At 63.9% G+C, this 16,559-nt stretch carries 15 protein-coding genes and 2 pseudogenes; 7 read left to right on the top strand and 10 right to left on the bottom strand.

Annotation, left to right across the window (positions count from 1 at the left end; translation table 11 throughout):
• Nucleotides 1-76: 76 nt before the first annotated feature.
• Nucleotides 77-1,357: an MFS transporter gene (locus tag GSQ89_RS28680; protein ID WP_158931546.1), complete on the bottom strand. Its 1,281-nt coding sequence runs from the start codon at nucleotides 1,355-1,357 to the stop codon at nucleotides 77-79.
• 106 nt (nucleotides 1,358-1,463) lie between these two features.
• Between GSQ89_RS28680 and GSQ89_RS28675 the strand changes: the two genes are divergently transcribed.
• From GSQ89_RS28675 to GSQ89_RS28660, 4 genes and pseudogenes are all read left to right on the top strand, one after another.
• Nucleotides 1,464-2,516, top strand: coding sequence for a hydroxyacid dehydrogenase (locus GSQ89_RS28675; protein WP_158931545.1), 1,053 nt, complete (start codon nucleotides 1,464-1,466; stop codon nucleotides 2,514-2,516).
• A gap of 11 nt (nucleotides 2,517-2,527) precedes the next feature.
• Nucleotides 2,528-2,953: a nuclear transport factor 2 family protein gene (locus tag GSQ89_RS28670; protein ID WP_158931544.1), complete on the top strand. Its 426-nt coding sequence runs from the start codon at nucleotides 2,528-2,530 to the stop codon at nucleotides 2,951-2,953.
• 21 nt (nucleotides 2,954-2,974) lie between these two features.
• A pseudogene (locus tag GSQ89_RS28665) lies at nucleotides 2,975-3,919 on the top strand (hydroxyacid dehydrogenase); the annotation flags it as partial.
• A 79-nt stretch (nucleotides 3,920-3,998) separates the two neighbouring features.
• Nucleotides 3,999-4,757 (top strand): FadR/GntR family transcriptional regulator, encoded by a 759-nt coding sequence (locus GSQ89_RS28660; protein ID WP_158931542.1) that lies wholly within the window; start codon nucleotides 3,999-4,001, stop codon nucleotides 4,755-4,757.
• Nucleotides 4,758-4,759: 2 nt separating this feature from the next.
• On the opposite strand, the gene GSQ89_RS28655 is transcribed toward GSQ89_RS28660, so the two are convergent.
• The 4 genes from GSQ89_RS28655 to GSQ89_RS28640 all read right to left on the bottom strand — a co-directional run bounded on the left by GSQ89_RS28655 (nucleotide 4,760) and on the right by GSQ89_RS28640 (nucleotide 8,639).
• Complete coding sequence (locus GSQ89_RS28655; RefSeq protein WP_158931541.1) at nucleotides 4,760-5,134, bottom strand: nuclear transport factor 2 family protein; 375 nt, start codon at nucleotides 5,132-5,134, stop codon at nucleotides 4,760-4,762.
• A gap of 19 nt (nucleotides 5,135-5,153) precedes the next feature.
• Entirely contained in the window at nucleotides 5,154-6,962 is a 1,809-nt protein-coding gene (locus GSQ89_RS28650) for a TRAP transporter large permease subunit (protein WP_158931540.1), read from the bottom strand.
• 76 nt (nucleotides 6,963-7,038) lie between these two features.
• Nucleotides 7,039-7,647, bottom strand: a complete 609-nt coding sequence (locus tag GSQ89_RS28645) for a DUF4286 family protein (protein ID WP_158931539.1) — start codon at nucleotides 7,645-7,647, stop codon at nucleotides 7,039-7,041.
• Nucleotides 7,644-8,639 carry a TRAP transporter substrate-binding protein gene (locus tag GSQ89_RS28640; protein WP_158931538.1) on the bottom strand — a complete coding sequence of 332 codons (996 nt, stop codon included), beginning with the start codon at nucleotides 8,637-8,639 and terminating at the stop codon, nucleotides 7,644-7,646. The genes GSQ89_RS28645 and GSQ89_RS28640 overlap by 4 nt, the downstream gene beginning before the upstream one ends.
• A 159-nt stretch (nucleotides 8,640-8,798) precedes the next feature.
• Between GSQ89_RS28640 and GSQ89_RS28635 the strand changes: the two genes are divergently transcribed.
• Nucleotides 8,799-9,635, top strand: coding sequence for an alpha/beta fold hydrolase (locus tag GSQ89_RS28635; RefSeq protein WP_158931537.1), 837 nt, complete (start codon nucleotides 8,799-8,801; stop codon nucleotides 9,633-9,635).
• A gap of 128 nt (nucleotides 9,636-9,763) precedes the next feature.
• On the opposite strand, the gene GSQ89_RS28630 is transcribed toward GSQ89_RS28635, so the two are convergent.
• Both GSQ89_RS28630 and phnA read right to left on the bottom strand, forming a co-directional pair.
• A complete protein-coding gene (locus tag GSQ89_RS28630; RefSeq protein WP_158931536.1) occupies nucleotides 9,764-11,065 on the bottom strand; it encodes an alkaline phosphatase family protein in 1,302 nt (433 codons plus the stop codon).
• Entirely contained in the window at nucleotides 11,062-12,312 is a 1,251-nt protein-coding gene (phnA, locus tag GSQ89_RS28625; RefSeq protein WP_158931535.1) for a phosphonoacetate hydrolase, read from the bottom strand. The genes GSQ89_RS28630 and phnA overlap by 4 nt, the downstream gene beginning before the upstream one ends.
• Nucleotides 12,313-12,467: 155 nt before the next feature.
• Between phnA and GSQ89_RS40285 the strand changes: the two are divergent.
• A pseudogene (locus GSQ89_RS40285) lies at nucleotides 12,468-12,629 on the top strand (LysR family transcriptional regulator); the annotation flags it as partial.
• A gap of 27 nt (nucleotides 12,630-12,656) precedes the next feature.
• Nucleotides 12,657-13,334: a LysR substrate-binding domain-containing protein gene (locus GSQ89_RS28620; protein WP_254073411.1), complete on the top strand. Its 678-nt coding sequence runs from the start codon at nucleotides 12,657-12,659 to the stop codon at nucleotides 13,332-13,334.
• A 104-nt stretch (nucleotides 13,335-13,438) separates the two neighbouring features.
• Here GSQ89_RS28620 and GSQ89_RS28615 read toward each other — a convergent pair whose 3' ends face one another.
• The 3 genes from GSQ89_RS28615 to GSQ89_RS28605 all read right to left on the bottom strand — a co-directional run bounded on the left by GSQ89_RS28615 (nucleotide 13,439) and on the right by GSQ89_RS28605 (nucleotide 16,488).
• Nucleotides 13,439-15,202 (bottom strand): GMC family oxidoreductase, encoded by a 1,764-nt coding sequence (locus GSQ89_RS28615; RefSeq protein ID WP_158931533.1) that lies wholly within the window; start codon nucleotides 15,200-15,202, stop codon nucleotides 13,439-13,441.
• A 7-nt stretch (nucleotides 15,203-15,209) separates the two neighbouring features.
• Nucleotides 15,210-15,863, bottom strand: a complete 654-nt coding sequence (locus GSQ89_RS28610; protein WP_158931532.1) for a gluconate 2-dehydrogenase subunit 3 family protein — start codon at nucleotides 15,861-15,863, stop codon at nucleotides 15,210-15,212.
• Nucleotides 15,864-16,182: 319 nt separating this feature from the next.
• Nucleotides 16,183-16,488 carry a hypothetical protein gene (locus GSQ89_RS28605; RefSeq protein WP_158931531.1) on the bottom strand — a complete coding sequence of 102 codons (306 nt, stop codon included), beginning with the start codon at nucleotides 16,486-16,488 and terminating at the stop codon, nucleotides 16,183-16,185.
• Between the last annotated feature and the right edge of the window lie 71 nt (nucleotides 16,489-16,559).

Raw genomic sequence — 16,559 nt, 5'->3', positions numbered from 1 at the left:
CGCAGCTCCCGATCATTTATCATATGATATCCGGTGGCATGCACGGTGTGTCAACGCTCGGCCAGCCATTCCCCCCTTATGCGGCCTGCGTCACGGTCCGTCGTTCGCCAAGCGGGCGATGGGTCAGCGTGCTGACAAGGATCACCGCCAGGATCGACAGCCCCCCGCACAGCACCAGCGCGATTTTGAAATTCCCGGTCAGCGCCACCAGATATCCAGTGACGATCGGACCCAGGATGCCGAACGTGATGCCGCCCAGGGTGAAAAACGCGTAGGTGCGTCCGACGTCGGCGGGTGATCGCAGGCGATCGTTCGCCAGCGCGAAATTCATCGATTGCGCGAAGGTGTTGAACGTCAGGGCGACGGTCAGCACCGCCGTCGCCAGTCCGATCGAGCCGACATACGGCGTCAGTACGATGCTCGCCGACAGCAGCGCGCCCAACGCCACGGCGTATCGGCGCTTGCCGTCATAGATGGCCCTGGGGGTCAGCACGCGGTCGCAGCCGTAACTCAGGGCGATGCTCAGCACGGTGCTCAGGGCAAACGGCACGGCGGTGTAGCCGCCCGCCTGCATGACCGTCAGGTGATAGGACGCCTGCAGGAACCCGGGCAGCCAGGCCAGGAAGAAATAGGACGTGTAGTTGATGCAGCCCTGGGCCAGCGCCAGGCCCCACAGCGTCGGCGTTTCCAGCAGCAGGCCGCGATACCCGACGGCGCCTTCCGCCAGTGCCTTCGGCGTGCCGTCGCGTTCGGCGAGGATTTTTGTCCGCTCGGTTTCGGTCAGCCAGCGTGCGCGGTCGGGCGATCGATACAGCGGCAACCAGATGGCGACCCAGACCAGGCCGAGGATTCCGGTCACGAAGAACGCCGACCGCCAGCCATAGACAGTCGTCAGCCAGGCGACCAGTGGCGTGCCCAGCGCCGGGCCGGCGTTGGTGCCGCTGTACCAGATCGCCGTCACGAAGCCGCGTTCGCCACGCGGCGTCCATTCGCGGATGGCGCTGTGCGCACAGGGATTGGCCGCGGATTCGAACACGCCCAGGCCCAGGCGGCTTACCAGCAGAAACCCCAGCGACGTGGCGAAGCCACCCAGCATCTGGAAGATCGACCAGCCGCCGGCGGCGACCGTGCTCATGCGCCAGGGGCCGACACGATCGGTGATCGCACCGGCGGGCAGCAATGTCAGCGCGTAAAGCCACAGATAGGAGGAAAACAAATAGCCCAGCGCGACCGGACCGATCTGCATTTCCTTCGCGATCGTGCTGCCGACCACGCCCATCATCGCCCGATCCAGCGAATAGATCGACAGGAACAGAAACAACAGCACATAGACTATGTAACGACGTTTGTGTTGCATCGCGCCAGCCCCTCCCCACGCCGGGGCTTCGTTGACACCCAAGCCCGCCGATTAGTATGACAATATCAGCCCAACGAGCGTTGGGACAGAGAGGAAAGCGGTACCGATGGCACTTAATCGCAAGCGGCTGGTTTATTTCGAGCGCTGGTTCGACCCGATCGCGGAACGGGTTCTCAATGCGGAGGACGACATCGAACTGACGCGGCTGCAGTACGCCGATCCCGATGCCGATAACTGGCCGCCGCTGGAAACCGCCGTCGGCTACCAGATCAGTGCCCGTACCGAACTGAAGGAACCGTGGTTCGGCGATGCCGCGCTGCTGGCGCGCTGCCCAAACATGCTGGCCATTTCCTCGGCCGGTGCCGGCTACGACGTGATCGATGTGGATGCCTGCAACGCCGCCGGCGTGATCGTCGTCAACCAGTCCGGCACCAACAGCGAACCCGTCGCCGAACATGCCATCGCCCTGATGCTCGGTCTGACCAAGAAGGTCGGCTACACGCACCGGGCGATGGTCAACGGCACGGCAAACGACCGGATGACGCTGTCGGGCAACAACATCAAGGGCAAGACCGTCGGCATCGTCGGTATCGGCCAGATCGGGCGGCTGACCGCGAAATTTGCCAATGCGTTCGATATGCGGGTGCTGGCGTGCGATCCGTATCTGAGTGAGCAGCAGGTCGCCGAACGGGGCGCGCAGAAGGTGGATTTTCCGACATTGCTGGCTGAATCCGACTTCATCACCGTGCATTGCCCGCGCAACAGCGAAACCCTGGGCATGTTCGGCGCCGAGGCGTTCGCGCGGATGAAGCCGAATGCGTATTTCATCAACACCGCGCGCGGCAAAATCCACCAGGAAGGCCCGCTGGTCGACGCGCTGAAGGCTGGCCGCATCGCCGGTGCCGGGATCGACGTATTCGATGTCGAGCCGCCGCCGTCCGATCATCCGCTGCTGCATCTCGACAACGTCATGGCCACCCCGCATATCGCCGGCGTCACGATCGAGACGCTGTACGACATGTCGATCGCCGCCGCCGAACAATGGATCGCACTGCTGCGCGGCCGCGTGCCGCCCCGCCTGGTGAACCCCGAGATCTGGGACCGCTATTCCGACCGGTTCGAGCAGATCATCGGCTTCCGTCCCGATCAACTGGCATAGGAGGCAACCGAATGGCATCGCCCTCGATCGAGGACCGGTTCGGCATCAACGACCTGTTCGTGCGCTATACCTGTGCGCTCGACGCGGGCGATGCCGACACCGTCATCGACTGCTTCGCCGAAGACGGAACACTGGTCAGCCCCGCGGTGGGTGAGCACACCGGACGCGCCGCCATCACCGCGTTCGCGCATCGTTTCGCTCGTTTTCAGGCCGGCGGGTCGCAATTGCGGCACGTGCTGTCCAACCTGATGATGACGGTAGATGGCAATCGCGCGCATGCGACGTGCTATCTGACGGTGTTCCTGACCAAGGACGGGAAGAGCAGCCTGATGGCGCCTGGCCGTTACGACTGCGAACTGCGGAAGATCGGCGGACAGTGGAAGTTCCAGCGTCGTGTTGTCCTGCACGACCACGACTACGTGCTGGAGGGTCTTTAGACGCTCGTCGTACTCACAGATAACACCGTCCATCCGGAGGTGGTCGCGCGCCTCCGGACCCGAGCGGAGCTGCGGATTCTGGATGGGTATCCGGATGAGGCTACGTTGAGCGAGGCCTGTCGGGACGCGGATGCCATCCTTGCACGGCTGGGGGTGGTTACCGCCGGCGTTATCCAGGCGGCACCGCACCTGCGCATCATCGCGCGGCATGGTGCGGGGAGCGACGGGGTGGATCTGCCGGCGGCGACCGCGCGGGGCGTCATCGTTACGACAACGGGGCCGGCAAATGCCGGGGCTGTTGCCGAGTATACCATTGCCCTGCTGCTGGGTTTGCTTCGTAAGGTGGTTGCCGCAGACGCTAGCATGCGCGAGGGGCTGTGGTCGCGCGAGCCGTTGGTGGGTGGTGCGCTGGAGGGCAGCACGCTGGGAATCGTCGGCTGCGGGGCGGTCGGGATGCGGGTGGCGCGTGTTGCCCAGGCCTTTGGGATGGAGGTGCTGGCCTCCGAACCCGGTCGACGGGATGCTCCCCTGCCCTCGGTTCCGACCGTGAAGCTGGACGAACTGTTGCGCCGGGCGGATATCGTATCGTTGCATCTGCGACTGGTGCCGGAGAATGCGGGGATTATCGGTGCCGATGCAATCGCCGCGATGAAACCGGGTGCGGTGCTGGTCAACACCGCCCGCGGCGAATTGGTCGATGAGGCAGCCTTGATCGCCGCGCTGAATACCGGGCATCTGGCAGGCGCGGCGCTGGACACCTACGCCGTGGAGCCGTTACCGCCGGACTCGCCGCTGCGGTCGATGCCGAACGTGCTGCTGTCGCCGCATGTCGCGGGACAAACCGGCAGTGCCATGGTGCGGGTCGGGCACGCGGCGGTGCAGGCGATCCTGGACGAGTTCGATGGCCGGTGCCCGGCATTTGTCGTCAATCCGGAGGTTTATGGGGTGCGCCGCCGGTTGGGGTGATCGGGTGGTTGTGTGGTACCCAATTACATTGACGCTGGATTACATTGACGCTGGCACCTCGGCCAGACGATAATACTATATGATGTCACCCGATCATCCGGCCGCGCTGCCCCTGAAACGGAACCTGCGCGAGCAACTCGTCGAACAACTCGGCGGCGACATCGTGCGCGGCCGGCTGCTGCCGGGTGAGACACTCCCCAACGAAGAAAAGCTGCTGTCCCGCTACGACGTCAGCCGCACCGTGCTGCGGGAGGCGCTGAACGTTCTTTCCGCGAAGGGACTGCTCGACGCCAAGCCCCGTCGCGGCACCATCGTCCGCCCCCGTTCGGACTGGAGCCAGCTTGACCCGGCCATCCTGGGCTGGCGCGACGACCCGGCGGAACCGATCGACGACAACCTCGACCACTTGATGGAACTGCGCCGCATCATCGAGCCCGCCGCCGCCGAACTGGCTGCCCGGCGCGGCACCGCCGAGGATCACGCGGCGATCGTCAAGGCGTATGAAGCGATGGTGGTGGCCGGCAACGACGTACCGGCGTTCGTGGCGGCGGACGTGCTGTTCCACATCGCCTGCCTGCGGGCCGCCCGCAACGAATTCCTGCTGCCGGTGGCGCATGCGATACGCGCCAGCCTGGTGACGTCGATGCGGATCACCAACCGCGACAGCGAACAGAACCGGACGGTGACCCTGCCGCTGCACAAGGCGATCTGCGACGCGATCCTGGCGCGCGACACCGCGATGGCGCGGGAGGCGATGCAGGTGCACCTGGACGATACGGAACGCCGGCGAACCGCTCTCGCGCCCCGGAAGCCGGCGCGCAAGGCAGTGAAGCGATAAGGTCAGGCCGGCATCCGGGTCGCCTGCCGCAACAACAGCCGCCATGTGCCGGCTTCCAACCGCCAGACCAGCACGTGTTGAAGGTGGATCGTGCCCTTCGCCGACCCATTGGCACCGACCAGCATGTCCATGACGCCGGTGGTCATGGCAACGCTATCGAACATTCGCGTGTTGGCGCTTCGGATATCGATGGCGCCGTATTCGTACAGGCCGCGGCGCATTCCGGCGAAATATTCGGATTTCGTTTCGACTACGGCCGTGGAATGGATGTAGCTGACCTCATCCGACAAGATCGCATCCAGCGCGTTGTAGTCGAATGCGAGCATCGCTCGGTACAATTCGGCCTCGCGGTCGGCGATGATTTGCGTGTCTGACATCAGGTTGTTCTCCAGGTTATTACGGCGCCAGTCCCACCGCCCGTGGCAGCGACAGGGTGAACCACGGCACGAACGTCACCAGCAGCAATCCTGCCAGCAGCACCGCCACATACGGCATCATTGCTCGGGATGACGCACCCATCGGCGCGCGGGCGATGGCGCAGGCGATGTAGAAGCCGACGCCGAGGGGCGGCAGGAAGGCGCCGATCCCCATCGCGATCAGCAATACGATGCCGTAATGCAGGTCGCTGATCCCCAGTTGCGTGGCGATCGGCAGCAACAGCGGTGCCAGGATCAGCAGCGCCGGCAACCCCTCCAGCAGCGATCCCAGCACGACCAGCGCGACGATGGAGGCCAGCAGGAACAGAACGGTGTTGTCGCGCCAGGAGAACACCAGCGCTGCCAACGCCTGCGGCATCTGCGCCGCCGACAGCGACCAGGAAAATGTCTGCGCCGCCGCCAGCGTAAACAGCACCATCGCCGCCACGGTGGAGGCGTCTGCGGCGACACGGGTCAGTGCGCGCAACCCGACCTCTCGATACACCAATGTCGCGAGGATGAGCCCGTACAGCACGGCGAAGGCGGAAATCTCCGTGGGTGTGGCGAAGCCGCTGAGGATGCCGGCGAACAGCAGGACCGGCATGGAGAAAGGCAGGATCGCGTCCAGCGCCAGCCTTGGCAGCGATCCGCGGACTGGTGACGCTCCGGTGGGTTGCGTTCGGCGGACCCGCACGAACACCAGTGCCATCAGGCACAGCGCGATGACAGCGGCGGGAAGCAGCCCGGCGGCGAACAGCGCACCCATCGACAGCGACGTCACCGACCCCAGCACCAGCATGGCGATGCTGGGCGGCACGCACTCACCCATCGCCGCGGCGGAGGCCAGCACGACCGCTGTTTCGCTGCGTTCGTAGCCCTCCTTGTCGAGCATGTCGCGCATCACCAGCCCGACCGCCGCGACGTCCGCCGCCTTCGACCCGGAGATGCCGGAGACGATGTACATGTTGATGATGACGACTTGCAGCAGGCCGCCACGTAAACGCCCCACCAAAGCCGCCACGAACAACACCAGGCGGCGGGAGATACCGCCCGCTTCCATGACGAAGCCGACGAGGATGAAGAACGGCAGCGCCAACAACACGAAGCGGGACACGCCATCCACCATGTTCTGCGGCAACGCCACCATCGCCGCTGGATACACCTGCCGCAGGAAGAGGCTGGTCGCCAGCACCAGCGCGAAACCGACCGGCAACCCCAGCAATACCGTAACCAACACGATGGCGATCGCCAGGGTAATCGCCATAGTCGACCCCAGCGGCGGCCCATACAGCGCCGCGGCCCAGAACACACCATTCAGGATCAGCAACACCACCAAGCTGACCAGCACCGCGCGAGGCGGCTGCGACAGCAACCGGGCAATCGCGTACACCGCCAGGAGTGCCATGCCGATCGTCAGCGGCAGGGCCAGCCACGTGCCGTGCATTTGCAACAGCGGCGTCAACTCATCCCATCGCGAGATCAACAGGGGAAAGGATGTCACGAAGCACACCACGGCGGTTTCCAGCACCAGCCAGTCCGCGGCCGCGTACATTGGGGCGCGCAGCCGGGGCGGCAGTCCATCTACCAGCACCCGGACAGCGATGTGCTGATCGCGGCGATACGCCACCGCGCCGCCGATGAACGCGATCATCGTCAGCGCGAGGCCGCCCACCTCATCCGCCCACAGCAGCGGCGCGTCGAACAGCGTGCGACCCAGGACATCGGTGATCACCGCCGCGAGTTCGCCAAATATCGCGACCGCAACGACGACATCGAGGGCGGCGTCCATGACCCATAAACGTCCCGATTCCGGTGCGGCGGCCCAACCGGCGACGGACGCCGGTATCTCGGCCTGCCGCATCGGATCAGCGCCAGTAAGGCATGTAGACGTTGCTGAGGTTCAGGCACCGCAAGGTGTCGCCGAACGCCTTGGCCGTCGGCGCGGGCAGCGGCACCGGACCGGCCAGTTCGATCGTCGCGATCACATCGCCGGCCTGCGCTGCCTTGGCTTCGAACACCCGGATTTGCTGCACGCCCGGCGTGTCGGCGAAGGTGAGCCGCACGCCATCGACAACTGTCTGGACAGACGTTTCCGGCACACCGGAGAAACGCCACAGTGCCAGCCGCGTCGGCACGCCATTCGCACCAAGCCGAGCCTGTCCTGGGTAGATCTGATCTGCCTCGGCGCGGTAGTGGCCCCACATCCTCGGAATGATCCGCTTCGTCCACAGCGAATAACGTGTCCGAGCGATCGCTGCGTAGCCCGGACCATCCAGCACCGCCCGGTTTGTCAGGTCGTACAACGCGAGATAGCGCGGAAAGCCATCGAGGCAGATCAGCCGTTGCGCCGTCTCGAAACCCTCGCAATTGGCGCGTTCCGGGAAGTGTTCGGTGTCGTACCAGTCCTGGAATTCCTCCTCCATGGTCGGTGGAGGCTGCATCATCGCCATCATCAGGCCGGCGGGTTCGGTCATGTATTGCGCTCCATGATCATCTTGAACAGGTCCGGATAGCGCGGACTGAACTGGTCGTAGACGGATTTCATCTTGTCCTGGAATGCCTTGAAATCCGGCTCCGAACGTTGCATGCCGTGCGCCTGCAGAAACGCCAGCGCATCGTCGGATCGCCTGGCGATCGTTTCGCGCCAGAATGGCAGCACGGCGGTGGCGGAGTCCTGGAAGGCCTGCTGGTCGGACGGAGACAACTGACTCCATCGGGCGTTGCTGACCATCAGGGCGCCGGCGTTATAACTGTGCCGGGTCAGGGCCAGGTATTTGGTGACTTCATACACCTTGAACGTCACCGCCGTGGGCAGTGGGAATTCCACGCCATTGACGGTGTGCTGCGACAAGCCGAGGTAGACCTCGCTGCCATCCAGCGGCACCGGAATGGCCCCCAGCGCCCGAAACATCGCAGCGAAAACGGGGCCGGGCTGGATGCGGATTTTCAAACCATGCATGTCATCGGGCGTCTTCACGGCACGGTCGCTGATCTCCATCTGCCGCCAGCCGTACCAGCCCCAGGCGAGGCCCTTGATCCCCCTGCCCGCCATATCGGCGAACAGGCGCTTGCCGAGGTCGCCGTCGAGCATCGCCTCGGCCGTCGCCTGGTCCTTGAAGATGAACGGCAGGTCGATCGCCTGCGCGGTGGGGACGATGGATTCCAGATAGCCCGAGGTCAGGATGGCACAGTCGATGATGCCGGTTTGCAGGCTGTTGACGAGGTTCACCGTGCTGCCAAGCGCGCCGCCGACGAAGAGCTGGATGTTGTATTTGTTGTCGGTACGCTTGGCGACCTCGGCGCCGAAGCGCTGGCCGACCTCGTACGACGTGTCGTTCATCGTGTCGGCGGTGGCGAGTTTCAGCGGGATGGGTTCGGCGCGCGCTCGCCTGGCTGTGGCCGCAAGCATGCCGCCGGCGATGCCGCCGATCGCCGCGCGCCGTCTGGTAATTTGCTGACCGGACAACGGATTTTCCTCCCGGAGGCTTGCTTGATTGCCGCGCGATGCGGGACCCGCACGGAGGGTGGCTTGATGCCTCGCCGATTATCAATATCGTAGGATGAATTCACCCGTGTCAACAGCGCGGGACCAAGCGTGGACAGGATGCTGAAGGAGCGTTTGACGATGACGATCGCGATCCCGCCACAGTACGTCGCGGCGCCCGATGGCGTGCGGCTGGCCGTCTATGAATGCGGCAACCCGGCGGGGCTGGAGTTGTTGCTGATCCATGGGTTCGCGCAGTCGCATCTTTGCTTCGCACCGCAACTGGACAGCGAACTGGCTCGTCATTTCCGCATCGTGGCGTTCGATCTGCGTGGCCATGGCGCGTCGGACAAGCCGGCCGACGCGGCGGCCTACCAGGGCGGATCGGTCTGGGCACGCGACGTCGCCGCGGTGATGGCGGCGAAACGGTTGCGGCGGCCCGTGCTGGCGGGCTGGTCGATGGGCGGCCGCATCATTCGCCAATACCTGATGAATTTCGGCGACAATGGCGTGGCCGGGCTGAATTTCGTCGGGTCGCTGGTGGTGGAGGATCCGCGCGCCCGGGGGCCGGCGGGCGGCAGGCCTCGCCCGCCAGCATCGGCACCGCTTGGCGTGCAACTGGAGGCGGCGATCGCATTCCTGGACGGGTGCTATGCCATCAAGCCCAGCGAGGCGGATTTCCGTGTGGCGGTTGGGTACAACATGCTGGTGCCGTTCCACGTGCGGGAGGCAATCGGTGGCTGGTCGACCGATCCGACCGAAACGATCGCGGCCCTGGCGAAGGTGCGGGTGCCGACCCTGATCACCCATGGCAGGCAGGACGCGATCGTGCTGCCATTGGCGGCGGAGATGGCGGCACAGGCCATTCCCGGGGCACGTGTGTCATGGTTCGATGCCTGCGGCCACGCGCCGTTCCAGGAGGATGCGGGGCGGTTCAACAGCGAACTCGCGGCCTTCGTAGCGAGCGCCGCCGGGTGATGTGCAGCGCATTCGTTCGATCGATGAGCCCCGCCTGGCTGGCGCGACGGGCGTCGGCATAATCTTGCGTTTGGCGGCCTTTTTGCTGGACACCGCCGCGGCCGAAACCTTGTTGGTCGCGGAGGTAGTTACCCCTGGTGGCCAGCGGTAACTACCCGCCGCTGTTGCATGGGTTGTCCCTCACAGCCTTCCGCTGAAATACCCAGGTGACCGAGGATGGTGGGGGCCAAGTCAATCACGGAAGTGGGTTCGTCCGATAAGGCAGCCTGCCTGAAACCATCACCCTCGATCATCAGGAAAGGCATCTGCTCCCAGGCACCAAGACCGCCGTGCTGACCGCAGCCGAGCCGGTCCGGCTTGCCCGCGAAGGGTTTGGCCGCGGCACTCATCCCTGGCACACCGAATTCGTTCGGCCGATCGTCGCTCCGCATGGCAATGGCGCAAAGCAGGCTATCCACGGGCACCTGCCCCACCGCCGCGAGCGCATCCCCTTCCAGCACCGAACCGGCCCAGGAGCAACTTCGCAGGAAGGCCAGCACGGCGGCGGCATCTTCGTTGCGATCAGGGTGCAGGTAGATCAACGCCGAGGTGCCGTTCGAGACGGCGAGCAGGCTTGGATCGCCCGCTGCCTTCAGCCCGGCCGCGACGAAGGCGGCATCGATATCGATCACCTCGTCCACGGTTTGGTGCCCATGATCGGAGCAGGCGATCAGCAGGATGTCTTCCTGTCCGGCCGCTCGCCTGGCGTCGACGGCGCGGCGGACGGCGCCGAAGCAGGCATCGGCACCGGCGATCGCGGCCATTGCGGCGGGCGATCCCAGGATGTTCTCATGCTGGCTATGATCGGGCTCACCGAACCAGAGTACGCCAAGGGCGGCTTCGTGGCCGGCCAGCGCGCGATCCAGGAAATACGTGGTCAGCAGGCGGTCCCCCTTCGTATCGAGGGTGACATCGGCGATATCCTCGCCCGCGCCCAGGCGGCGAAGGGTTGGTGCGAATGAGCAGGCGCGATTGAAGATCCAGCCATGACCGTCCGGATCGTGCGCTCGTGCCGCCCCCGGCGAGACGTTGTTGAACACCATCGCCTCCAGCCCCGCACGTGCGAGGCGTTCGGCCATGGTGGGCACTGCGAAGGTATGTCCACGCACCGCGCGCCAGTGATCCATGAAGTCCGGCCGGCCGACATCGTGCGGCACCAGCGTGCTCCCCTCCATCAGTGCCACCGAATTGCCCTGCAACCCGTGTTGCGCCGGCAAGGTGCCGGTCGCGAAGCAGGCGGAGACCACGCGGGTGGCGGACGGGAACACCGAACGGTGGGCGGCGAAACGTGTCGCCACCGCGCCGAACCGATGGAGTTCCGGCGTCGCCTCCGGTCCCACCATATCCCGTCGCAGGCCATCCAAAACAACGACGATCGCACGGCGTTTCATGCAACTACTCCATTCAGCACGGCGTCGAAGATGTCGTAGTTTCTCGGCCGCGGATGCGCCGCCTGCCAGCCAGGATCGAGCGGCGCCGACAGCAGGAAGGGCACGCGCTGCTCACCGAGACCGCCATGCGAGCGCAGCCGATGTCCGGCGAGCTGACTCAGATCGTGATCCTGCCGACGTGCGCCGACAACGGTCTGGCGATCGCCGAAGACCGCGAAATCCCCTTCCCTGTCGATCGGAAGTTCGAATTGCTCGCACACCGTCTCCTTGTCGAGAACCAGTTCGACGCCGGGCAGCGTCCGAACAAACGCCATCATCGCCTGGACGTCACCGGATTTTTGCAGATGGACGCGAACGAATGAACCCAGGGCGCCGTGATGGCGGACGAAGGGGTCCGCGATCGGGCAGATGACCCGGACGGCGCCTTCGCCGAACCGAGCGTTCAATTCGTCCTCCAGATAGATGACATTGGGCGTGCCGTCGGGGGTGGACTTATCGCTCATCCCGTGGTCGGCGGTGATGGCCACGGTGGCACCGAGGGCCATCAGCGAAGCGACGATCTTGTCCACCGCCTGGTGATAGGCGTCCGCCTCCGGCTCCCCGGGCGCGTGCTTGTGTTGCACGTAATCCGAGGTCGAGAGGTACATGAGGTCCGGACGTTGGGTGGACAACAGTTTCACGCCTGCATCGAGGACGAACAGTGACAGATCGGCGGAATAGCGGTCCGGTGTGGGCCGGCCAACCAGCTTTTCGACGTTCTCGATGCCGTTTTCCTTCAGTGTCGCCTTGTCGGCATATTCCGCCGCGAAATTGATGCCGTCCATTTCATAGGCCAGAACCTTGAGCAGCTTGTCCTTGGCGGTCACGACGGCGGTTTTCACACCCACGTGACTCAGCGCGCCCAGGATCGTGCCGCACCGCAGCCGCCTGGCGTCAGTGACCATGACCTCCTCGCCTGTTTCCGAGTCGAGATAATAGTTGCCGTTTATGCCATGCACGGCAGGCGGCACGCCGGTTACGACCGAGGTATTGTTGGTGTTGGTCGTGGCCGGCATCGAGCAATCGGCAATGGCCATGAAGCCCTTTTCCTTGAACGACTTCATGGTGGGCAGTGTACCATTGGCGATGCCGTGTTCGAGGTAAGCCGGATCGAAACCGTCGACGAGAATCACCACGGTGGGTCGTTTTGGCGCGGCGTAGGTCCGCCCGTTGACCTCGACGGTGTTCGGCGTGGCGTTGTGCGGCATGATGGTCCTCCTCGCTTTCCGGACACAGACATGAGCACTAAGCTTCGCCAGCGCGAGCGACTTATTTTCCGCGAAACGCGGCCAAAAATTCCCGGCGCGAGCCGACACATCAGGGAGACCCAGACATCGTTCGGGATCGTAGACCACCACTTCGGATGCTGGCTTGCTTCGAGGCGATGGCCCGCCTTGGGTCGAGGCAAACCGCGGCGGCCGAACTGAACGTCACCGAAGGTGCGATTGCCAAACAGTTGCGTGCGCTGGAGCAGTGGCTGAACACGCCACTGTTCGAAAGCGGGGGCCGGGGATCGGCAATGACCGCGGCGGGACGCAGACTGGCCCAGGCCATGACCGCGGCGATGGAGACGATACAACTCGGCCTGGACGAAGTGGCGCAGCGCCCTATCGATCGCACGGAGCTTCGCCTCCTTGTGCCTGCCACGCTTTCCACGCACTGGCTTATGCCTCTTCTGCCGCAAATCGAGCAGGCGGACCTCGGGTTCCGGTTGCGCGTGCACGCGACCCATACGGGTGAGGACTGGCTTTCACTGCCGCATGACATGGCGATCCGCCGCGACGGCTTCGTTCCCCCGGGCTACCGGCAGGACTTGCTGTTTCAGGAAGAACTCGCGGCCTATGCCAATCCAACGTTGATCCGAGGCGCCGGTCGCGAAATCCTGAAGGACGTGCCGCTTTTGGAGAGCCGCACGAGACCTGGCGAACTGGATCGGTGGCTGGCTGCATGCGACGTTCGGGAAACAAACGGGACGCGGCAAAGCTTTGGGCATTTCTACACCGCCTACCAAGCCGCGTTGACTGGCGACGGAATTCTGATCGCTTCGACGTTGGTTGCCGCGGAGGATGTGCGGAATGGACGCCTTGCTGTTCTGGAACCCAGCATGAGAATTCACGGAGCCCGCCACATTCTGCTGTGGCGAAAAGCCGACGAAGCAGCCACGCCGTTGGTGGCGCTCGCGGCCTGGTTGAAACAACAGTTTCACTCTCCACCGCTTACGGCCATCTAATAATGGTCGGCAGCTATAGGTGGCTTTATTGCGAATTGGCCTGAGGCGGTGGTGTGCGCTCCTATTTTCGGTTGATCCTGTGGCGCAGGGTTTCGCGTCACTATTCAGACCAAAGAGCCCGGTTTTCCAATGTAGTTTTCTTTGATCGCATCGGCCGCCCAACAAGCCAGCATGCCGATCGTCTCAGTGGGGCCGTTCGCGGGGTTCTGCGGGAACGCGCTGCCGCCCACCACGAACAGATTCGAAACGTCCCACGACTGCAGGTATTTGTTGACAACACTGGTCGACGGATCAGTGCCCATCACGGCGCCGCCGACGTTGTGGGTGCTCTGATACCCCACGAGACCGAAATGCGTGCCCTTGCCCTTACCGCCAAGCCTCGAACCGTTGAGCGCTCGGCCGATCTCCATGCAGCGCTCATCGATCCACTTCATCATCCGCAGTTCGTTCTCGTTCCAGTCGAACGTCATGCGCAGCAGCGGCAGCCCGTAAGCGTCTTTGTAGGTCGGATCCAGATCGAGGTAATTGTGCCGATAGCTCAGGCAGGTCCCGTGACTGGTGATCGCCATGTTGCGGCGGTAGTTGTACGCCACGGCTTTCTTCCATTCGCCGCCCCAGCGCGGCGTTCCGGGCGGCACCACCTTGCCCTTGATCGGCGCCGCACCGCGCGCCGAGGTGTTGACATAGGCGCCACCGATGAAGCCCAGCGGCCCGCGGTCGATCACGTCGCCATTGAGCTCGTCGATCGACGTGTTGAGTTGTCCGCCGCCGATGAACGGATTGAACTCCCGATCGTCGAAGAAGACATGCACCGACCCGCCTTGCTGGTAGGAATAGTTGCGGCCGACAACACCTTTGCCGGTCAGCGGGTCATAGGGCGTGCCGATGCCCGACAACAGCAGCAGACGCGTGTTGCTGAAGCAATACGCACCCAGAATGACGATGTCGGCCGGCTGCTCGACTTCGTTGCCCCGCGCATCGATATAGGTGACCCCGGTGGCTTTCTTGCCGGTGGAATCGGTGTTGACCCGCAGCACGTTGCACAGCGGGCGCATCTCGAACGTCGGCTGCCGCATCAGCGCGGGATGCACCGAGGTGAGGGGATTGGCCTTCGCCCCTTGCGCGCAGACATGGCTCGAGCAGAAGCCGCCGCGCGCGCATTCCAACATCTGCACGCGGTAAGCATTGCGATAGTCCGCCGTCATCGCCGCGGTCGGCCCCTGGAACGGCACATAGCCCAGGGAACTCACCGCGTCGGCGAACAGCCGGCCTTCATGCGATGGCTGCGTCGGCGGGTTCGGATACTCGCGCGAACGCGGCCCTTCATGCGGATTGCCGCCGTCCTGGATCTCGCCGTTCAGGTTGCCGGCTCTGCCGCCCACGCCGAAGATATGCTCGAACTGGTCGTAGTACGGTTCGACCTCGTCCCAGGTGACGCCCCAGTCCTGCAAATTGCAGTCCTCGGGAATGAACGATGCGCCGTATCGTTCCTTGATGCGCGAACGCATTTCGAAATCATGCGGCAGAAAGCGGCGCGCATTGCCGCCCCAGTGGGCCGCGGTGCCACCGACCATCTCGCCCGGCTTGAACGCGCCCATCTCGCGCATCGGCAGCGCCGTCTGCGCGTTGTTGTTACGAAATGTAAGGGTGTCGCGCGCCAGGTTCTGGAAGATGTCGCTGTGGCGATCGTACTTCAGTTCGTCGTACACGTTGGGCTTATAAAAGTCGGTGTTCACATCGAACGACTTGCCGCGCTCCAGGCACACCACGCTCAGTCCGGCACTGGCCAGTTCCATCGACATGATGGAGCCCACGACGCCGCTGCCCACGACGACGACGTCGACGGATTTCAGTTTCGTATTCGACATATCAGTTTTACCTGTCGCGTTTGATGATCACGTGCTTCGGAAAGCCTTCCGCGTCGACCGGCACCTGACCGGTCTGGACGTCGAGCACGCTGACGGGTTCGGCGTAATACGGCTCGTCGCTGGTGACCAGCCGGCGGTATTCGCTGGAGGGCAGTCCGGGGAATCCGAGCAGCTTCCAACCCACTTTATCGCGGTTGCCGCCATATAGGGGGTCGGCGAAGAAGCCCTCATCGGTGTTGCGCCATAGCAGATCGAAGAAGAATTTCGATGACAGCGAAGGCAGCGCGATCTCGTCCTTCTCCAACTGCTCGAGCAGGCGCAATTGGTCGTCACTTGCAAGCTGCGCGAAAGGCCGGCCGAACGCGGTTTTGCAGTGCTGGTCGATCTCGCGAATCGCGATGCGGTAGACTTCCTGTGGCGTGAACCGCGATTGGTAGCCCTGCTGCGGCGTGCCCTCCATCCACGGGCCGCCACGATACATGCGGCCGTGGACGCCCCAGGTGCCGGCCAATTGCCGATCGATATAGACCACCACGCCTGCATCGCGAGCCCCAGGGCTCAGCTCATCGGTGGGAATCAGATGCTCGACGGCCGCCTCCAGAAAGCGAATCTCGGGCTCCAGCAAGTAGAGATAGGAAGCCCCGATCGGGTTGTCGCTCAAGGTCATCTCCTCGTTTCCTCACTTCGATGTGTATAAGGTGATCGGGTATTGTCAAGTTAGCCGGAGGCGGAACGAATTCAGAGAGCGTGCCGGGCGATGCTAAGAATTCATTTTGCCTGATGGACGCGGGGTCCCGTCACCAGATGCGGAACGTGTGTCGGCCCCTGCCCGTGTCTGATGAATGGATTGAGAAGATCGTTGTTGACCCGGTATGTCCGGTCGGCGCCTTGCCTGATTGCAGAATGACCCGCTCGACCTGATCGGACGTGACCGTTCCGCCGGTCATACAGGTCGACAACAGCTTGCCCCAGTGACATTTCTATCGGTGATCTACAGCCGATGTCGGCATACTTAAAGGCCGCCTAATGTATGTTTTGTGAGTTGGCTGCACCGCGACCCTCTGGTTGGCCCCGACCACATAAGCGAAGGTGCCGTTCGGCCCCACATTGACCGCCGCGGCCGGGATCGTAATGGCCTTCGAGAGTGTCCGCAGCGTCAACCGGACATTCACGAACTGGCCCGGCAGCAGCAGATCCGCGGTGTTGGCGAAGCGTGCCTTCATTTTGACGGTGCCGGTAGTGGGATCCACCCGGTTGTCGGCAATGCTCAATTCGCCGGCGCCCAATGAGGCGCCGGTGTCCTGCGATTCGTGGTCGTGGACGTGGCGGCGTAATCGCTTCGGGCCGCGGGCTGGAA

It is taken from the genome of Acidisphaera sp. S103 (genome assembly GCF_009765975.1).
Lineage (GTDB): Bacteria > Pseudomonadota > Alphaproteobacteria > Acetobacterales > Acetobacteraceae > Rhodopila.
The sequence above is the reverse complement of the archived record's forward strand: the minus strand, read 5'-3'. Positions and strand labels throughout refer to the sequence as shown.

Excerpts from the sequence above, each read along its gene's own strand:
- GSQ89_RS28680 (WP_158931546.1), bottom strand. The coding sequence starts at position 1,357 with ATGCAACACAAACGTCGTTACATAGTCTATGTGCTGTTGTTTCTGTTC.
- GSQ89_RS28675 (WP_158931545.1), top strand. The coding sequence starts at position 1,464 with ATGGCACTTAATCGCAAGCGGCTGGTTTATTTCGAGCGCTGGTTCGAC.
- GSQ89_RS28670 (WP_158931544.1), top strand. The coding sequence starts at position 2,528 with ATGGCATCGCCCTCGATCGAGGACCGGTTCGGCATCAACGACCTGTTC.
- GSQ89_RS28660 (WP_158931542.1), top strand. The coding sequence starts at position 3,999 with ATGATGTCACCCGATCATCCGGCCGCGCTGCCCCTGAAACGGAACCTG.
- GSQ89_RS28655 (WP_158931541.1), bottom strand. The coding sequence starts at position 5,134 with ATGTCAGACACGCAAATCATCGCCGACCGCGAGGCCGAATTGTACCGA.
- GSQ89_RS28650 (WP_158931540.1), bottom strand. The coding sequence starts at position 6,962 with ATGGACGCCGCCCTCGATGTCGTCGTTGCGGTCGCGATATTTGGCGAA.
- GSQ89_RS28645 (WP_158931539.1), bottom strand. The coding sequence starts at position 7,647 with ATGACCGAACCCGCCGGCCTGATGATGGCGATGATGCAGCCTCCACCG.
- GSQ89_RS28635 (WP_158931537.1), top strand. The coding sequence starts at position 8,799 with ATGACGATCGCGATCCCGCCACAGTACGTCGCGGCGCCCGATGGCGTG.
- GSQ89_RS28630 (WP_158931536.1), bottom strand. The coding sequence starts at position 11,065 with ATGAAACGCCGTGCGATCGTCGTTGTTTTGGATGGCCTGCGACGGGAT.
- phnA (WP_158931535.1), bottom strand. The coding sequence starts at position 12,312 with ATGCCGCACAACGCCACGCCGAACACCGTCGAGGTCAACGGGCGGACC.
- GSQ89_RS28620 (WP_254073411.1), top strand. The coding sequence starts at position 12,657 with ATGACCGCGGCGATGGAGACGATACAACTCGGCCTGGACGAAGTGGCG.
- GSQ89_RS28615 (WP_158931533.1), bottom strand. The coding sequence starts at position 15,202 with ATGTCGAATACGAAACTGAAATCCGTCGACGTCGTCGTCGTGGGCAGC.